Raw genomic sequence first — 16,594 nt, 5'->3', positions numbered from 1 at the left:
GGCTTCTCCTAGGTTCGGAAATTAACGTCAGGCCAGGGCTGCGCGAGCGGCAGCGAAGGCATCCGGGGTATTGAGGTTGGAAGTCGACACGCCTTCGGCGCAACGCTTGTTCAGGCCGGCGAGGACTTTGCCCGGGCCGCACTCTACCAATTGGGTGGCGCCGTTGGCGGCCAGGGTCTGCACCGACTCAACCCAGCGAACCGGCTTGTACAGCTGTTCCAGCAGATCGCGCTTGAGGGTTTCCAGGTCAGAGGCCACGGCGGCACTGACGTTCTGCACCAACGGAATCTGCGGCGCCTGCCAGTTGATCGCAGCGATCGACTCGGCGAAACGCTCGGCAGCCGGGCGCATCAGTTCGCAGTGGGACGGCACGCTGACCGGCAACGGCAACGCACGCTTGGCGCCACGGGCCTTGCAGCCTTCGATGGCGCGCTCTACCGCCGCCTTGGCGCCGGCGATCACCACCTGGCCAGGGGAGTTGAAGTTCACGGCGCTGACCACTTCGCCCTGGGCCGCTTCGGCGCAGGCAGCAATCACGTCAGCATCTTCCAGGCCGAGAATGGCAGCCATGCCGCCCTGCCCGGCAGGAACCGCTTCCTGCATCAACTGGCCACGACGCTCCACCAGCTTGACCGCTTCACCGAGGGTCAGGCTGCCAGCAGCTACCAGGGCGCTGTATTCGCCCAGGCTATGACCGGCAACGTAGGCCGGACGTGCGCCGCCTTCAGCCAGCCACAGGCGCCACAGGGCGATGGAGGCGGTGAGGATGGCGGGTTGGGTCTTGTCGGTTTGATTGAGCAGCTCTTCCGGCCCTTGCTGGGTCAGTGCCCACAGGTCGTAACCCAAGGCATCGGAGGCTTCCTTGAAAGTGTCCAGGACCAACTGATGTTCCGCGCCCAGCTCGGCCAACATGCCGAGGGACTGCGAACCCTGCCCTGGAAAGACGAATGCGAGGGATGTAGACATGTAACAAGCCCCTAATGATCTGGTCGTCGGAAATTGGCGCCCCACACGTGGGAGCGCAAGAAACTGACAGATTGGATGGTCAATTGAACTGGCCGGTCACATTTAAGCATTTCCGGCCCGATTCGCCTAAGGCAACAGATCCTCAAGGCGGCCGTGCAAGCGTTGCGGCAGGTTTTCCTGGATCTCGATCAAGGCGCGCTGGATGGCACTTTGAAAACCCTGCACCCCCGCCGAACCATGACTTTTCACCACGATGCCCTGCAACCCGAGGAAACTCGCACCATTGTGCCGCGCCGGAGCCAGGTCAGCCTGCAAGCGCCGCATCAAGGGCAGCGCCAAGGCGCCCACCAGGCGTGACGCCAGGTTGCGCTTGAACAAGGCCTCAATGCGCGCAGCAATCATCGTCGCCAGGCCCTCGCTGGACTTGAGCAGGATATTGCCGACAAAACCGTCGCACACCACCACGTCGGCTTCGCCGCGGTACAGACCGTCACCCTCGACAAAGCCGATGTAGTTCAGGCCTCGCGCGCTTTGCAACAGCGTCGCCGCCAGCTTGACCTGCTGGTTGCCCTTGATGTCTTCGGTGCCGATATTCAGCAGCGCCACCCGAGGCCGGGCCACGCCCAGCGCTTCGGCCGCCACCGAGCCCATCAGGGCAAAGTGCAGCAGATGCTCGGCACTGCAATCGACGTTCGCCCCCAGGTCCAGCAACTGGCAATAGCCCTGCTGGGTCGGAATAGCCGCAACCATCGCCGGCCGGTCAATGCCCGGCAGGGTTTTCAGCACATGCCGGGACAACGCCATCAACGCCCCGGTATTGCCGGCACTGACACAGGCCTGGGCCTTGCCGTCGCGTACCAGCTCAAGCGCCACCCGCATCGAAGAATCAGGCTTGCCGCGCAAGGCCTGCGCAGGCTTTTCATCCATGGTGATGGTTTCGCTGGCCGGTGTAATAGTCAGGCGCGCGCGATCCACCGCCGGATGGCTGGCAATCAGTTCTTCAAGTAAGGAGGGTTGACCGACGAGGGTCAGGTGCAGCGAGGGCGTGGCAGACAGGCAAGCAATGCAGGCCTGAACAATGCTGCGGGGACCGAAGTCCCCGCCCATTGCGTCAATCGCGATGACTTGAGCAGACAAGTGATTACTCGTCAGCGCCCTTGTCGATCACTTTACGGCCACGGTATACGCCTTCTGGCGATACGTGGTGACGCAGGTGAACTTCACCGGTGGTTTTTTCTACAGACAGAGTGCTTGCCGTCAGGGCGTCGTGCGAACGACGCATGTCACGGGCAGAGCGGGATTTTTTGTTCTGCTGAACAGCCATAATTGATTAACTCCTAAACGTTTGGGTCACGCTTTAACTGCGCCAATACACTGAACGGGTTGGACCGCGTTACCTCGTCCTCGCTCGGTTCGGGCTCATCGAGACCCGCCGGCTGCTGGCATTCTTCCGGATGATGAGCAGGCACAATGGGCAAGGCGAGCAAAAGCTCCTCCTCGATCAGTGACTGCAGATCCAAAGGATCTTCGCCCAGTTCCAGCACGTCATAACCTTTCGGCAACGACTGGGTATTCGCACCCTCTTTCACCACAGCATAACTGCATTCGCTGTGGATCGGCAGGGTGACCAGCTCAAGACAACGCTGGCAAACCATTTTGACTTCGGTGTCGATAAAGCTGTGGATTACCACAGACTTACGTTCATCTCGTTCAAAAACGAATTTAGCCTGCACCGTACCGACAGTGTCGGAAAGCGGGTCGCAGAGTCTCTCCAAATCGGCCAGGAGCAGCTCACCTTGAAGGGTGGTGCCACGATCAGCCAATTTGCGCGGGTCAACGTGAGGTGGAATCGGGTCATTCAACATAGGCGCAGCATTATAGGGATGCACCCGGCCATGTCAAAGGAAATTCAGCCCTGTCCGTCACCGGGCCTCCCCGCTAGAATCCGCGACTGCCTTGAGGAGACGCCCATGCTGCCTTTATTACTCGCTTCCAGCTCGGTTTATCGCCGGGAATTGTTGAACCGCCTGCACCTGCCGTTCATCTGCAGTTCGCCGGATATCGACGAAAGCCACCGCCCGGACGAGTCCGCCGTGGAGCTGGTCAAGCGCCTGGCCGAGGAAAAGGCCCGCGCCCTGGCTGACAGCCATCCGGACCATCTGATCATCGGCTCGGACCAGGTCGCCGCGCTCGACGGCCAGATCATCGGCAAGCCCCACACCTTCGAGAAAGCCCGTGAGCAACTGCTGGCGGCCAGCGGCAAGCGCGTCAGCTTCCTGACCGGCCTGGCTGTACTGAACAGCGCCACCGGCCATTGCCAGGTCGACTGCATCCCCTTCACCGTACACATGCGCACGCTGGACGCCGCACGCATCGAACGCTACCTGCGCATCGAGCAGCCCTACGACTGCGCTGGCAGCTTCAAGGCCGAAGGCCTGGGGGTGAGCCTGTTTCAAAGCACCGAAGGGCCAGACGCCACCAGCCTGGTCGGACTGCCGCTGATCCGACTGGTGGACATGTTGCTGGCCGAGGGCGTGCAAATCCCCTAAGGACACCACAAACAGATGCGGGAGCTGGCTTGCCTGCGATGCAGACACCTCGGTACATCAGTTGCACCGAGGTGATGCTATCGCAGGCAAGCCAGCTCCCACATTTCGAGCCATGTCGCGCTCAAGCTCTCAGCGCAGGGTCGGACCCTGGAAGCCCATGTATAGCGCCAGCTTCTCAGCCACGCTGGCACCCAGCTTCTTGGAGAAACGGTCAAACGGCGATTCCTGAACAGTGAAGTCCACCAGTTCTTTCTCGCCAATCACGTCCCGCGCCACCGAACTGGCACTGCCCAGGCCATCGATCAAGCCCAATGGCAGCGCTTGCTCGCCAGACCAGACCAGACCGGAAAACAGCTCCGGATGTTCCTTATCCTTGAGCCGGTCACCGCGCCCCTGCTTCACACTGGCGATGAACTGCCGATGAGTGGTATCCAGCACACCCTGCCAGAACTGGGTTTCATCCGCCTTTTGCGGCTGGAACGGGTCCAGGAACGACTTGTGCTCACCCGACGTGTAGGTACGACGCTCAACCCCGAGCTTCTCCATGGTGCCGACAAAGCCATAACCGGCCGCCGTCACACCAATCGAACCCACCAGACTGGCCTTGTCGGCATAGATCTGGTCGGCAGCACTGGCGATGTAGTAGGCACCCGAGGCACCCAGGTCGGAAATCACTGCATACAGCTTGATGTCCGGGTGCAAGGCGCGCAGGCGACGAATCTCGTCGTACACGTAACCCGACTGCACCGGACTGCCGCCCGGGCTGTTGATGCGCAGGATCACAGCCTTGACCTTGGAGTCCTCGAAGGCCGCCCGCAGGCTGCTGACGATGTTGTCTGCACTGGCAGACTCCTTGTCGGCAATCACTCCGCGCACTTCGATCAACGCCGTGTAATGACCGCTTCGGGTGGCGCTCTTCTCCATGTCCATCAGCGGACTGAACAGCGCCAGCATGCCCAACAGATAAATAAAGGTCAGAAGCTTGAAAAAGATCCCCCAACGCCGGGAGCGACGCTGCTCCTGGACACTGGCCAGCAGCGTCTTCTCCAGCAACTTCCAGCTTCTGTCATCGCCATTGTTATCGGCATTGGCCTTCTCAGGCGCTTTCCACTCATCGGTCATGCCATCTACCCCAGCAAAGACTTAATGGGCCCGGCTGAGCCAGGCCTGCAATTCAGAAAAACGGTCAATTGTCAGGCGCGGCTCGTAGGCCTGCAACGCCTGGGCAGATTGGGCGCCGTAGCTGACCGCCACGGAGTCCATGCCAGCATTACGCGCCATCATCAGGTCGAACGACGCATCACCCACCATCAACGCCTGCCGAGGCGACACGCCACATTGAGCGAGGATCTGCTCGAGCATCAGAGGGTGGGGCTTGCTGGCGGTTTCGTCCGCCGCACGGGTGGCGTCGAAATAATCCTCCCAGCCATGGGCCTTGAGCACCCGGTCCAGGCCGCGACGGGCCTTGCCGGTCGCGACCGCAAGGTGATAACCGTCGGCGCGAAATGCTTCCATGGCCTGCGCCACGCCTTCAAACAGCGGCGAAGGCTGGGCGTCGAGCGCCATGTAGTGATCGGCGTAGTGCTGACGAAACGCTATCAGCTCGTCATCACCAATCTCCGGGTACAGGGTGCGGATCGCTTCCGGCAGGCCCAGGCCAATAATGCCCTTGACCGCCAGGTCGTCGCACAATGCATAACCGGAACGGGTCGACGCCGCGTGCATCGACTCGACAATCCGACCAATGGAATTACACAACGTGCCATCCCAGTCAAAGATCAACAGCTTGTAGTCAGGGTGCGACACTCAGGCGCTCCACGGTCTTGGCCCACATTTCATCGACAGGCGCTTGCAGCTTCAATTCGCCACCATCGGGCAGCGGCACGGTCAGCATGTAGGCGTGCAGGAACAGGCGTTTGCCACCCAGGTCGCGGATTTCCTTGGAGAAATCTTCATCGCCGTATTTGGTATCGCCGGCAATGCAGTGCCCCGCATGCAGGGTGTGCACACGAATCTGGTGGGTACGGCCAGTGACCGGCTTGGCCTCGACCATGGTGGCAAAGTCACCAAAGCGGCGCAGCACCTTGAACAGGGTCAGCGCCTCCTTGCCCTCCTCGTCCACCTCGACCATGCGCTCGCCGGAACGCAGGTTGCTCTTCTGCAATGGCGCGCGCACGCTCTTGATCGAGGTGGCCCAGTTGCCACGCACCAGCGCCATGTAGCGCTTGTCCACGCCATCACCGCGCAGGGCGGCATGCAGGTGGCGCAACATGCTGCGTTTCTTGGCGATCATCAACAGGCCGGAGGTGTCACGGTCCAGACGGTGGACCAGCTCCAGCTCCTTGGCATCCGGGCGCAACTGACGAAAGGCTTCGATCACCCCGTAGTTGAGGCCGCTGCCACCGTGGACCGCGATGCCACACGGTTTGTTGATCACGATCAGTGCCTTGTCTTCGAAGACAATCGACGCTTCAAGGCGCTGCAACAGGCCCTGGGCCAGAGGGACCGGTTCGTCACGCTCAGGCACCCGCACCGGCGGCACGCGGACGATGTCGCCCGCCTGCAGCTTGTACTCGGGCTTGATCCGGCCTTTGTTCACGCGCACTTCGCCCTTACGCAAAATGCGGTAAATCAAGGTCTTGGGCACGCCTTTGAGCCTGGCAAGAAGAAAGTTGTCGATGCGTTGGCCGGCATATTCCGGCGAGACCTCGAGCAGCTGGACGCTGGGGGTCTGGGGGGCGGTAGTCGTCATAGCGGCGATGATAACAATTTTTTATGGAATTGAAGCACTTAATCATTGCTGCTATAGTCGCGAACGCCGCCAAAAGCGGCCTGGACAGAGGACTAGCGGCAAACTGCCGGCCCTGACCATCGCAATTCATCAGGACGCGAGGCCGTCCTACGGGGCTTTCGCCACCCTGGAAGGCTCGAGATTGTAACAAGCGCAGGTGACATGAGGCCTGAAGCGAGTGCAAAAAGCAGAGTGATTACTCGCCTTTTGCGCCGATATTTACGGCCAGTTCACAAAGTGCAGTCAGTCTGGAGCCAGACCACGGCGAATGCTTCGGAAACAACGCCTGTTACGAGCTGAGTGAGAGCACAATCGCCCACACCCGGTCTTGTTTAGCCATGAGCGTGGACTCCCCATTGGAGAACACGGTAAATGCCAACCCGCTGCGGATTCTGCGCGCGGCAGCACCCGAATTATCAGGGATACGTGTAGGGTGGAGATGCACAACCGTCGGACTGTGTAGCACTAGGCTTATATTTAGACGCTTCATCTCGTCCACAGTCGCCGGTTGATTCCTCCTCCTGACTGAGTGCTTAAGTCACCACAGCAAGCAGGAAGCGTACGTCGCGATACCGCCCATTTTGGCGAGTATTGCTGGACACTGGAGTGGCCAACCACTCTTGACGCACCTGACACCGACCGTGAGAAGTCGTGTGTGCCGAACGCCGTTTCCGGCAGCCCGGAAACCGACGGTACAACATGAAAAGAATGCTGATTAACGCAACTCAACCCGAAGAGTTGCGTGTTGCACTGGTAGACGGCCAACGCCTCTACGACCTGGACATCGAGTCCGGTGCACGCGAGCAAAAGAAGGCCAACATCTATAAAGGCCGGATTACTCGCATCGAACCAAGCCTTGAGGCTGCCTTTGTCGATTTCGGCTCCGAGCGCCATGGCTTCCTGCCCCTCAAAGAAATCTCCCGCGAATACTTCAAGAAATCCCCTGAAGGCCGCGTGAACATCAAGGACGTCCTGAGCGAAGGCCAGGAAGTCATCGTTCAGGTAGAAAAAGAAGAACGTGGCAACAAGGGCGCCGCCCTGACCACCTTCATCAGCCTGGCTGGCCGCTATCTGGTCCTGATGCCGAACAACCCGCGTGCCGGCGGTATCTCCCGTCGCATCGAAGGCGAAGAGCGCAACGAACTGCGTGAAGCGCTGAACGGCTTGATCGCTCCGGCCGACATGGGCCTGATCGTGCGCACTGCCGGCCTGGGCCGCAGCAGCGAAGAAATGCAGTGGGACCTCGACTACCTGCTGCAGCTGTGGACCGCTATCAAGGAAGCGTCCCTGGATCGTTCCGCGCCATTCCTGATCTACCAGGAAAGCAACGTGATCATCCGCGCCATCCGCGATTACCTGCGCCAGGACATCGGCGAAGTGCTGATCGACAGCGTCGAAGCCCAGGACGAAGCCCTGACCTTCATCCGCCAGGTGATGCCGCAGTACGCCAGCAAGATCAAGCTGTACGAAGACAGCGTTCCGCTGTTCAACCGTTTCCAGATCGAAAGCCAGATCGAAACCGCTTTCCAGCGCGTCGTCGAACTGCCTTCCGGCGGCTCCATCGTGATCGACCCGACCGAAGCCCTGGTGTCCATCGACATCAACTCGGCGCGTGCCACCAAGGGTAGCGACATCGAAGAAACCGCCCTGCAGACCAACCTGGAAGCGGCTGAAGAGATCGCCCGCCAGCTGCGCCTGCGTGACATCGGCGGCCTGATCGTGATCGACTTCATCGACATGACCCCAGCCAAGAACCAGCGCGCCGTGGAAGAGAAAGTCCGCGAATGCCTGGAAGCTGACCGTGCCCGCGTACAGGTCGGCCGCATCTCGCGCTTCGGCCTGCTGGAAATGTCCCGTCAGCGCCTGCGTCCATCCCTGGGTGAAAGCAGCGGCATCGTCTGCCCGCGTTGCAACGGCACCGGCATCATCCGTGACGTTGAATCGCTGTCGCTGGCGATCCTGCGCCTGATCGAAGAAGAAGCCCTGAAAGACCGCACTGCCGAAGTGCGCGCCCAGGTGCCGATCCCGGTCGCTGCGTTCCTGCTCAACGAAAAACGCAACTCGATCACCAAGATCGAACTGCGCACCCGTGCCCGCATCGTCATCCTGCCGAACGATCACCTCGAGACGCCGCACTTCGAAGTGCAGCGCCTGCGTGATGACAGCCCGGAAGCCCACGTCAACCAGTCCAGCTACGAAATCGCTGCTGCCGCTGCCGAAGTGGAAGAAGTCCAGCCAGCCGCTGCGACCCGCACCCTGGTTCGCCAGGAAGCCGCCGTCAAGACCGCGCCAGCCCGTGCCAACGCACCGGTTCCGGTCGAGGCAGCTGCGCCGGTTGCCGCACCAGCTGCCCTGCCTGAGCCAAGCCTGTTCAAGGGCCTGGTGAAGTCGCTGGTCAGCCTGTTCGCCACCAAGGAAGAGCCGGTGGCTCCAGTTGTGGTCGAGAAGCCTGTGACTGAACGCCCTGCACGCAATGAAGAGCGTCGCAACGGTCGCCAGCAGAGCCGCAATCGCAACGGTCGCCGTGACGAAGAGCGCAAGCCTCGTGAAGAACGCGCACCCCGCGAAGAACGCGCCCCACGTGAAGAGCGCCAACCGCGCGAAGCCCGTGAAGAAACACCAACCGTAGCCCGTGAAGAGCGTGCACCACGCGAAGAACGTGCACCGCGTGCTCCACGCGCTCCACGTGAAGACCGCAAGCCACGTGGCGAGCGTGAAGAACGCGTGCGTGAACTGCGCGAGCCGTTGGATGCCGCTCCAGCCGTAGCCGCTGCTGCTGCCACCGCTGCCACTGCTGAAGAGCGTCCAGCTCGTCAGCCGCGTGAAGAACGTGCGCCACGCCCTCCTCGTGAAGAGCGTCAACCACGTGCCGAGCAAGCGGCTCCAGCCGGTGAAGAAGAAGAGCTGCTGTCCAACGAAGACCAGCAACAGGAAGACGGCCAGGACAACGCCGAAGGCGATCGTCCACGCCGCCGCTCCCGTGGCCAGCGTCGTCGCAGCAACCGTCGTGAGCGTCAACGTGATGCCAACGGCAACGAAATCGAAGGCTCGGAAGAGACCGGCGAAGCCAACGCAGCCGCTACCGGCGAACCGACTGGCGCCGAACTGGCTGCCGGCCTGGCCGTTACCGCTGCTGTCGCCAGCTCGGTCATCAGCGCACCTGCTGAAGCCCAGGCCAACGAGCAAGCTGAAGCAGCCACCGCTGCCATCCAGGAAAACACTGTTGTAGAGACGCCAGCCGTCGAAGCGCCAGTGGTTGAAGCAACGACCCCGGTCGAAGCCCCGGTTGTTCCGGAAGTGGAAGTAGCTCCGGCTCGTCACGTTCGTGAAGTTCGTGAAGTTCGCGAGCCTCAGCCTGAAATCGACGTGGTTGCCGAGCCTGCCGTGGTTGTTGAACAACCGCCCGTGGTTGAAGCTGCCGTTGAAGCACCGGTAGCCGAGCCAACCCCTGAAGTGCGTGAAGTTCGCGAAGAACAGACCACCTTCCAGTGGTCTGCCGAACCTGCCCCGGTGGTTGAAGCGGTTGAAGCTCCAGCGCCTGCGCCAGTGGTCGAAGAAGCTCCAGTGCCAGTCGCTGAAGTGGTGGTCGCTGCTGAACCTGTTGCCGTTGTTGCCGAGCCTGCGCCAGTGGTTGAAGCGCCAGTGGTTGCCGAAGTGGCAGCCCCGGTGGTTGAAGCCGCTCCGGCCAGCGCCCTGACCGAAAATGGCCGTGCGCCGAACGACCCACGCGAAGTGCGTCGTCGTCGCAAGGAAGCTGAAGCGGCCGCCGCTGCTGCCAACGCCGCTGCCGAAGCTGCTCCAGCCGTCGCTGAAGTTGCCCAAGCAACCCCTGCTCCGGTCACCGAAGCCGTGGTTGAGCACACTGCCCCTGCCATCGACGAGAACGTACGTTCCGTTGAAGAAGTGGTAGAGCACCACCCTAAGGCGCTGGAAGAAGAGCACGAGCCTAAACCCCTCGTCTGATTCCATCGGCCACTAAAAAGCCCCGCCTGAGTGATCAGGCGGGGCTTTTTTATGCCCGCTACATCAGTTAGCGGTAGTCCAACAACCCTGGCACATCGACGTCCCACAACACACCGGGATCATCGACTACGACTTCCTGCACCGAAGCCTTGGCAAATAACGGTTTTGCCCCGCGGTCTCCGATCAGCGCGATCAAGGCCGGGCCGAATGAACGGCCAAACCCCACGGGGTGCCCGTACTGACCTGCATGCACCGGGGCGCTGATACCGTCTTCCTCCAGGCCTGCCATCACTTGCTCGATACTTGCCGGCAGGATAAACGGCATATCCCCCAACACCACCAGCCAACCAGCCGACGGCCCACTGGCCGCCACCGCTGCGGCGATGCTGTCACCCATGCCCGGCGAGCGCAAAAGCAATACTTCGCAACCGTGCACCTCAGCCAACCGAATCACTTCGGTGCGATCCGGTGACGTCACCAGCCAACGTCTCGTAGCCACAGGCGGCAGATTCACCAATACCTGCTCGATCACCGGCCGCGTGATGCCATCCCGGCCCACGCAGGGCGCCAGCAACTTGTCCTGATCGGCCCCCGCCTCGGCCCGAAAACGACTGCCCTGCCCCGCCGCCAGGATGATTACGGCGATGCCCGTCAACTGACCGCTGCCTGCAACGGCTTTTTCTGCAGCAGATCGATCCCGTTCTTGATGGCGACGATTTCCGCCATCAACGACAAGGCGATTTCCGCCGGCGTATGGCTGCCGATATGCAGGCCAATCGGCCCATGCAGCCGCGCAATGGCGTCCGCACTGAGCCCCAGTGCCGCGAGGTTTTCCCGGCGCTTCTGGCTGTTGACCCGCGAACCCAGCGCGCCTATGTAGAACGCCCGGGAATTGAGGGCCGTCAGCAACGCCATGTCATCCAGGCGCGGGTCATGGGTGAGCGCGACAATGGCGGTGCGTTCATCGGTCTGGATATTCAACACCGCTTCATCCGGCATACCCGGCACAAAGCGCCCGTGCTGCTCCTCCCAGCCATAAACAAACTCCTGGCGCGGATCGCAGATCAGCACTTCGAAATCCAGCAACCGAGCCATTTCCGCCACATAACGTGACAGCTGGCCCGCGCCGATCAGCAGCAGGCGCCAGCGCGGACCGTAGATCGCGCGCAAACGCTCGCCGTCGAAGCTGACCACATCGGTCTTGCTCGCACCGCTCAACACCACCTCGCCGGTGGCCAGGTCCAACTCACGGGCAACAATCTCGTGGGCCTCACAGCGCGCCAGCAGTTCAGCTACCCAACCCGGATCACTCACCCGCTCTTCGGTGAGACGCAGAGTGCCGCCACACGGCAAGCCAAAACGCGCCGCTTCGTCCCGGGTGACACCGTAGGTGACCAGCTGCACCGGCGGCCCGTCGTCAGGCAGCCGACCGTCCTGCAACCGGGCGATCAAGTCGTCCTCGATACAGCCGCCGGACACCGAGCCAATCACCACCCCGTCGCCGCGCAAGGCCAGCATCGCCCCCGGCGGACGCGGGGCGCTGCCCCAGGTCTGGACCACGCTGTACAGCACCACTCGCTGCCCGGCGAGGCGCCATTCCAGCACGCTGCGTAATACATTCAGATCAACACTGTCCATCAGGCTTTCGCCTCCCGCCAACCTTGCAACTGATTTTGATAAACAGCATCTATGGGTTGATCAAAAATATCGGTAGTCAGCCAAGTTAACTCACCGGCAATAAAAAAGCCCTGCAATGCAGGGCTTGGTGCGTCAAAAAACAAGCTTAGTTCAATAGCGATTCGGCTCCATTTCCAGCACCACCTTGAAGCGCTTTTCGATGTCCTGCTGGATACGCAGCGCGAGCCCGGCAATGTCCTGGCCGCTGGCCGCGCCGTAGTTCACCAATACCAGTGCCTGCAAGCGATGCACGCCGGCATCGCCATCGCGAAAGCCTTTCCAGCCGGCCTTGTCGATCAGCCAGCCGGCGGCCAGTTTCATCTGCCCGTCGGCCTGGGGGTAAGCCACCAGGTCCGGGTATTGACGCTGCAACTCGGCAGCCAGTGCCTGGGACACCAGCGGGTTCTTGAAGAAACTCCCCGCATTGCCGAGCACCGCCGGGTCGGGCAGTTTCTCGCTACGAATGCTGCAAATCGCGCGGCTGACATCGCTGGGCGTGGCCTGCGCGATGCCTTGCTCGGTCAGGCGCTGTCGCACCGGCCCGTATTCAAGTTTCAGATGCACGGCGCGGCTCAGGGCAAAACGCACCCGCAGGATCAGCCAGCGCCCCACTTCGTGCTTGAACAGGCTGTCGCGGTAGGCAAAGTTGCACTCGGCCAGGCTGAAATCCCGCAGTTCGCCGGTCTGGCGATCAAGGGCGGTCAGGCCGCTGAATACATCCTTGATCTCTACACCGTAGGCGCCGATGTTCTGCATCGGTGCGGCGCCGACCGTTCCGGGAATCAGGCTGAGGTTTTCCAGGCCGGAAAAGCCCTGGGCCAGGGTCCACAGCACAAACGGATGCCAGGCTTCGCCCGCTTCGGCCTCAACCACGACCTGCACGCCATCGTCGTGCAACACCCGGATGCCCTGGCTGGCCATGCGCAGCACCAGTGCGTCAATATCCTGGGTCAACAGCAAGTTGCTGCCACCGCCAATCACCAGCAACGGCAGTTGTTGCTCGGCGGCACAGGCCAGGGCCTCACGCACGTCGGCGTCATTGTGGGCCTCGGCAAACAGCCGGGCACGCACGTCGATGCCAAAGCTGTTGAACGGCTTGAGCGAAACCTGTGCCCGTACCTGCAAAGTCATAACCGGCCCTTCAATTCAATCACCAACAGGTCACAGGCGCGCTCGATCAGGTCGAGGACAGTTTCAAAGCCCTGGTCACCTTCGTAGTACGGGTCCGGCACTTCATCCACCATCGAGTCGTAGCGGCGCAGGAACAGGTCCAGGTCCGCCTTGCCCTGAGCCGGCTGCATGGCCTTGAGGTTGCGCAGGTTGCTCTGGTCCATGGCGAGGATCAGGTCGTAGCGGGAAAAGTCGGCACGCGACACCTGTTGTGCACGCTGGGCCGACAGGTCGTAGCCGCGTTGCAGCGCTGCACGCTGGCTGCGCTTGTCCGGTGGATTGCCGACGTGCCAATCACCGGTACCGGCAGAGGCCACTTCAACCTGATCGGCCAGGCCGGCTTCGCGCAATTTGTGGCGCAGAACGCCTTCGGCCGTGGGCGAACGGCAGATGTTGCCCAGGCAGACGAACAGAACCTGCATCAGGCCCCCAGAAGGCGACGGACGCGCTCGAGGTCTTCAGGGGTGTCGACGCCCGCCGGCGGCGCTTCCAGGGCATCGCCCACATGAATGCGCACGCCGTGCCACAGGGCACGCAGTTGTTCCAGGGATTCGGTATTTTCCAGCCAGCACGGGCCCCAGCTCACGAAGTCGTGCAGGAAACCGGCGCGGTAGGCGTAGATGCCGATGTGGCGACGGTACGGCACGCCAGCCGGCAGCACGTCAGGCTGTTTGGCGAACGCATCCCGCGCCCACGGTAAGGTGGAGCGGCTGAAGGTCAGCGCCAGGCCATTGATGTCGCTGACCACTTTCACCACGTTGGGGTTGAACAGGGTCTCGATGTCTTCAATCGGCTCGGCCAGGGTCGCCATGCGCGCTTCGCCATGGGCTGCCAGGTTGGCCGCCACCTGATCGATCACGCTGGGCGGAATCAACGGCTCGTCACCTTGCACGTTGACCACGATGGCGTCCGCCGCCAGGCCCAGCTTGGTGGCCACTTCGGCCAGGCGGTCGGTACCGGAGTTGTGGTCTTCACGGGTCAGCACCGCTTCGGCACCAAAGCCTTTGCAGGCCTCGATGATGCGCGGATCGTCGGTGGCCACCACTACCCTTTCGGCGCTGCTTTTGCAGGCCTGTTCCCACACCAGCTGGATCATCGGCTTGTTGCCGATCAGTTGCAGCGGCTTGCCGGGCAGGCGGGTGGAGGCGTAGCGGGACGGGATGACAACGGTGAAGGCGGTGGTCATTTATCCAGGCGCTCGTCGGTGGTCAGGGTGCGGGCTTCGCTTTCGAGCATTACCGGAATGCCATCACGAATCGGGTACGCCAGGCCGGCGCCCTTGCTGATCAGCTCGGTTTTGTCGGCGCTGAGCTTGAGCGGCCCCTTGCAGATCGGGCAAGCGAGGATATCGAGCAGTTTGGTGTCCATGAGTATGTCCTGGAGAGCAGCGTTTTAAGGCAAAAGGCGAGCGGGCAGCAAGCGCATCAACTGCGTGTCGAACCAGGCGATAAACGCCGGTGACGGTGCCGCGTCCACCGCAAGGTACCACCAGTCGGGCCTGGCAAAGGCGCGGCACTTCACCGCGTCCTTTTCAGTCATGACCAACGGCAGTGCCGGTGTGAAATTCAAGACCTCGGCGCTGTACGGCGCGTGGTCGGCAAAAGCATGGGGTATTGGGCGCCAGTGTAGCGTTTCAAGGGTATTGAAGAAACGTTGCGGGTTGCCGATACCGGCCACCGCATGTACCTGCTGCCCCACCGGGAAGTGTTCGACGGGTTTACGCTCGCCGGTATGCAGGTTGACCAGCGCGGCAGGCAACAGACGGAAGGCAAAGCCGTCGTCACGGTCAGAACCTGCGCCGTTGTAAAGCAGCGCATCGACGCTCTGCAAACGCTCGACCGGCTCACGCAACGGCCCCGCCGGCAGGCAGCGACGGTTACCCAGCCCGCGGGCGGCGTCAATCAGCACCAGTTCCAGGTCACGGGCCAGGCGGTAATGTTGCAGGCCGTCGTCGGAGAGGATCAGGTCGAGGGTTTCGCTGGCCAACAGCGCCTTCACGGCGCGGCTGCGGTCGGGGTCGATCATCAGCGGCACGCCGCTGCGCTGCACGATCAGCAAGGGTTCGTCCCCCGCCACCGCAGCGGTTTGATCGGCCTCTACGCGCCATGGAAACTGTGGCGGCTTGGCGCCATAACCGCGGCTGACCACACCGACGCGCAAACCACTGCGCTGGCAATGGTCGATCAGCCAGAGAATCATGGGCGTCTTGCCGGTGCCACCCACCGTGATATTGCCTACCACCACGACCGGCACCGGCGACTGATAGATCTCGCCCTCGCCCGCCAGGAACCGTGCGCGCTTGCGCTGCACCACCCGACGATAGAGGGATTCCAGCGGCTGCAATAACGCAAGTGCAGGATGGCCTTCGTACCAGGCCGTGAGCAAACGATCAGTCATGGCCATCAGGGTTGGCTCGCCGCCTCGACGGTGGTCATGCGCAAATGGCTGAAGCCGAGCTTGCCGGCAGCGTCCATCGCCGTGATCACGGCCTGGTGCTTGGTGTTGCCATCGGCGCTGATGGACAGTGGCAAGTTAGTGTCGCCACCGGACTCCTTCTGCAGTGCTTCCATCAGGCTGGCCAGGTCGTTTTTCTCCAGCAACTGGTTATTCACCGAGAACACGCCATCGGCGCTGATGGCGATGTCCAGTTGCTTGGCCTGCTGGTCTTCCGCCGGCGAACCGCTGACGGCTTCCGGCAGGTCGACGCGCAGCTGGGTTTCCCGGGTAAAGGTGGTGGTGACGACAAAAAACAGCAGCAGGATAAACACCACGTCGATCAACGACGCCAGGTTGATATCGACGTTTTCCCGTTGCTTGCGACGAAATTTCACGCGTTGCCCTCAACCAGGTCCACGTCACGGTCGCCCTGTACCACTTCCACCAGCTTGATGGCTTCCTGCTCCATGCCCACCACCAGTTCGTCGATGCGCCGTTGCAGGAAACGGTGGAAGAACACCGAAGGAATACCGACCATCAGGCCCGCCGCCGTGGTGATCAAGGCCTTGGAAATACCACCGGCCAGCACTGCGGCGTTGGTGGTCATGCCCGACCCCATGAATGAGCTGAAAATATCGATCATGCCCAGTACCGTACCGAGCAGGCCGAGCAACGGTGCCATGGCGGCGATGGTGCCCAGGGCATTGATGTAGCGCTCCAGCTCATGGATGACCCGGGCGGCGGCCTCTTCGATGCACTCCTTCATGATCTCGCGACCGTGCTTGGAGTTGGCGAGGCCGGCGGCGAGGATTTCACCCAGGGGCGAGTTGGCGCGCAGTTCCTTGAGTTTTGTCTTGTCGAGCTGCTTGTTCTTGATCCAGCCCCAGACCTGGCCCAGCAGGTGGTCAGGCGTTACACGGCTGGCACGCAGGGTCCATAGGCGTTCGGCGATGATGCCGAGTGCGGCGATGGAACTCAAAATGATCGGCAACATCATCCAGCCGCCGGATTTGACCAATTCCCACACAGTGAATGTCCCCTC

At 61.7% G+C, this 16,594-nt stretch carries 19 protein-coding genes; 2 read left to right on the top strand and 17 right to left on the bottom strand.

The annotated features are described in order from the left end of the window. Nucleotides 1-27: 27 nt before the first annotated feature. The 4 genes from fabD to HX807_RS03570 all read right to left on the bottom strand — a co-directional run bounded on the left by fabD (nt 28) and on the right by HX807_RS03570 (nt 2,831). The gene (gene fabD, locus HX807_RS03585) at nt 28-966 is read right to left on the bottom strand and encodes an ACP S-malonyltransferase (RefSeq protein WP_023659248.1); all 939 of its coding nucleotides are present in this window, start codon (nt 964-966) and stop codon (nt 28-30) included. Nucleotides 967-1,092: 126 nt separating this feature from the next. Then, a complete protein-coding gene (plsX, locus tag HX807_RS03580) occupies nt 1,093-2,103 on the bottom strand; it encodes a phosphate acyltransferase PlsX (protein ID WP_080673274.1) in 1,011 nt (336 codons plus the stop codon). A 4-nt stretch (nt 2,104-2,107) separates the two neighbouring features. Then, a complete protein-coding gene (gene rpmF, locus HX807_RS03575) occupies nt 2,108-2,290 on the bottom strand; it encodes a 50S ribosomal protein L32 (RefSeq protein ID WP_004371305.1) in 183 nt (60 codons plus the stop codon). Between the two features lie 13 nt (nt 2,291-2,303). Beyond that, nucleotides 2,304-2,831, bottom strand: a complete 528-nt coding sequence (locus HX807_RS03570) for a YceD family protein (protein ID WP_004371317.1) — start codon at nt 2,829-2,831, stop codon at nt 2,304-2,306. A gap of 105 nt (nt 2,832-2,936) precedes the next feature. Between HX807_RS03570 and HX807_RS03565 the strand changes: the two genes are divergently transcribed. Then, nucleotides 2,937-3,515, top strand: a complete 579-nt coding sequence (locus HX807_RS03565; RefSeq protein WP_177049269.1) for a nucleoside triphosphate pyrophosphatase — start codon at nt 2,937-2,939, stop codon at nt 3,513-3,515. A 129-nt stretch (nt 3,516-3,644) separates the two neighbouring features. Here the strand turns inward: HX807_RS03565 and HX807_RS03560 are convergent, their stop codons facing one another. From HX807_RS03560 to rluC, 3 genes are read right to left on the bottom strand one after another with little or no spacing between them, the layout of a single operon-like run. Next, the gene (locus tag HX807_RS03560; protein WP_177049266.1) at nt 3,645-4,637 is read right to left on the bottom strand and encodes a S49 family peptidase; all 993 of its coding nucleotides are present in this window, start codon (nt 4,635-4,637) and stop codon (nt 3,645-3,647) included. 21 nt (nt 4,638-4,658) lie between these two features. After that, nucleotides 4,659-5,321: an HAD-IA family hydrolase gene (locus HX807_RS03555; RefSeq protein ID WP_004371323.1), complete on the bottom strand. Its 663-nt coding sequence runs from the start codon at nt 5,319-5,321 to the stop codon at nt 4,659-4,661. Continuing rightward, nucleotides 5,308-6,267 (bottom strand): 23S rRNA pseudouridine(955/2504/2580) synthase RluC, encoded by a 960-nt coding sequence (rluC, locus tag HX807_RS03550; protein ID WP_004371325.1) that lies wholly within the window; start codon nt 6,265-6,267, stop codon nt 5,308-5,310. The genes HX807_RS03555 and rluC overlap by 14 nt, the downstream gene beginning before the upstream one ends. A 747-nt stretch (nt 6,268-7,014) precedes the next feature. Between rluC and rne the strand changes: the two genes are divergently transcribed. Further along, complete coding sequence (rne, locus tag HX807_RS03545) at nt 7,015-10,269, top strand: ribonuclease E (protein ID WP_177049265.1); 3,255 nt, start codon at nt 7,015-7,017, stop codon at nt 10,267-10,269. Nucleotides 10,270-10,336: 67 nt separating this feature from the next. Here the strand turns inward: rne and HX807_RS03540 are convergent, their stop codons facing one another. The 10 genes from HX807_RS03540 to HX807_RS03495 are packed head-to-tail and all read right to left on the bottom strand — an operon-like array spanning nt 10,337 to nt 16,579. After that, entirely contained in the window at nt 10,337-10,924 is a 588-nt protein-coding gene (locus HX807_RS03540; protein WP_177049263.1) for a nucleotidyltransferase family protein, read from the bottom strand. Further along, a complete protein-coding gene (locus HX807_RS03535; RefSeq protein WP_177049261.1) occupies nt 10,921-11,907 on the bottom strand; it encodes an XdhC family protein in 987 nt (328 codons plus the stop codon). The genes HX807_RS03540 and HX807_RS03535 overlap by 4 nt, the downstream gene beginning before the upstream one ends. After that, nucleotides 11,907-12,050, bottom strand: coding sequence for a hypothetical protein (locus HX807_RS03530; RefSeq protein WP_177041366.1), 144 nt, complete (start codon nt 12,048-12,050; stop codon nt 11,907-11,909). Before HX807_RS03530 ends, HX807_RS03535 begins: the two co-directional genes overlap by 1 nt. 7 nt (nt 12,051-12,057) lie before the next feature. Continuing rightward, a complete protein-coding gene (gene murB, locus HX807_RS03525; protein ID WP_004371335.1) occupies nt 12,058-13,077 on the bottom strand; it encodes a UDP-N-acetylmuramate dehydrogenase in 1,020 nt (339 codons plus the stop codon). After that, nucleotides 13,074-13,538 (bottom strand): low molecular weight protein-tyrosine-phosphatase, encoded by a 465-nt coding sequence (locus tag HX807_RS03520; protein WP_177045075.1) that lies wholly within the window; start codon nt 13,536-13,538, stop codon nt 13,074-13,076. Before HX807_RS03520 ends, murB begins: the two co-directional genes overlap by 4 nt. After that, entirely contained in the window at nt 13,538-14,302 is a 765-nt protein-coding gene (gene kdsB / locus HX807_RS03515) for a 3-deoxy-manno-octulosonate cytidylyltransferase (protein ID WP_008434982.1), read from the bottom strand. Before kdsB ends, HX807_RS03520 begins: the two co-directional genes overlap by 1 nt. After that, nucleotides 14,299-14,484, bottom strand: a complete 186-nt coding sequence (locus tag HX807_RS03510) for a Trm112 family protein (RefSeq protein ID WP_003174668.1) — start codon at nt 14,482-14,484, stop codon at nt 14,299-14,301. Before HX807_RS03510 ends, kdsB begins: the two co-directional genes overlap by 4 nt. Before the next feature lie 24 nt (nt 14,485-14,508). Further along, nucleotides 14,509-15,519 carry a tetraacyldisaccharide 4'-kinase gene (gene lpxK / locus HX807_RS03505; protein ID WP_177049259.1) on the bottom strand — a complete coding sequence of 337 codons (1,011 nt, stop codon included), beginning with the start codon at nt 15,517-15,519 and terminating at the stop codon, nt 14,509-14,511. Continuing rightward, nucleotides 15,519-15,947, bottom strand: coding sequence for a biopolymer transporter ExbD (locus tag HX807_RS03500; RefSeq protein WP_004371361.1), 429 nt, complete (start codon nt 15,945-15,947; stop codon nt 15,519-15,521). The genes lpxK and HX807_RS03500 overlap by 1 nt, the downstream gene beginning before the upstream one ends. Next, nucleotides 15,944-16,579 (bottom strand): MotA/TolQ/ExbB proton channel family protein, encoded by a 636-nt coding sequence (locus HX807_RS03495; protein WP_004371363.1) that lies wholly within the window; start codon nt 16,577-16,579, stop codon nt 15,944-15,946. Before HX807_RS03495 ends, HX807_RS03500 begins: the two co-directional genes overlap by 4 nt. Nucleotides 16,580-16,594 lie beyond the last annotated feature (15 nt).

This window comes from Pseudomonas sp. D8002, from assembly GCF_013385695.1.
Lineage (GTDB): Bacteria > Pseudomonadota > Gammaproteobacteria > Pseudomonadales > Pseudomonadaceae > Aquipseudomonas.
Note: the sequence above shows the minus strand (reverse complement) of the source record. Positions and strands in the feature narration are given on the sequence as shown.

Bases quoted from the DNA above. Each gene is read 5' to 3' on its own strand.
- HX807_RS03560 (WP_177049266.1), bottom strand. From the start codon at position 4,637: ATGACCGATGAGTGGAAAGCGCCTGAGAAGGCCAATGCCGATAACAAT.
- rne (WP_177049265.1), top strand. From the start codon at position 7,015: ATGCTGATTAACGCAACTCAACCCGAAGAGTTGCGTGTTGCACTGGTA.
- rluC (WP_004371325.1), bottom strand. From the start codon at position 6,267: ATGACGACTACCGCCCCCCAGACCCCCAGCGTCCAGCTGCTCGAGGTC.
- lpxK (WP_177049259.1), bottom strand. From the start codon at position 15,519: ATGGCCATGACTGATCGTTTGCTCACGGCCTGGTACGAAGGCCATCCT.
- HX807_RS03520 (WP_177045075.1), bottom strand. From the start codon at position 13,538: ATGCAGGTTCTGTTCGTCTGCCTGGGCAACATCTGCCGTTCGCCCACG.
- murB (WP_004371335.1), bottom strand. From the start codon at position 13,077: ATGACTTTGCAGGTACGGGCACAGGTTTCGCTCAAGCCGTTCAACAGC.
- rpmF (WP_004371305.1), bottom strand. From the start codon at position 2,290: ATGGCTGTTCAGCAGAACAAAAAATCCCGCTCTGCCCGTGACATGCGT.
- kdsB (WP_008434982.1), bottom strand. From the start codon at position 14,302: ATGACCACCGCCTTCACCGTTGTCATCCCGTCCCGCTACGCCTCCACC.
- HX807_RS03535 (WP_177049261.1), bottom strand. From the start codon at position 11,907: ATGGACAGTGTTGATCTGAATGTATTACGCAGCGTGCTGGAATGGCGC.
- HX807_RS03570 (WP_004371317.1), bottom strand. From the start codon at position 2,831: ATGTTGAATGACCCGATTCCACCTCACGTTGACCCGCGCAAATTGGCT.
- fabD (WP_023659248.1), bottom strand. From the start codon at position 966: ATGTCTACATCCCTCGCATTCGTCTTTCCAGGGCAGGGTTCGCAGTCC.
- HX807_RS03510 (WP_003174668.1), bottom strand. From the start codon at position 14,484: ATGGACACCAAACTGCTCGATATCCTCGCTTGCCCGATCTGCAAGGGG.
- HX807_RS03565 (WP_177049269.1), top strand. From the start codon at position 2,937: ATGCTGCCTTTATTACTCGCTTCCAGCTCGGTTTATCGCCGGGAATTG.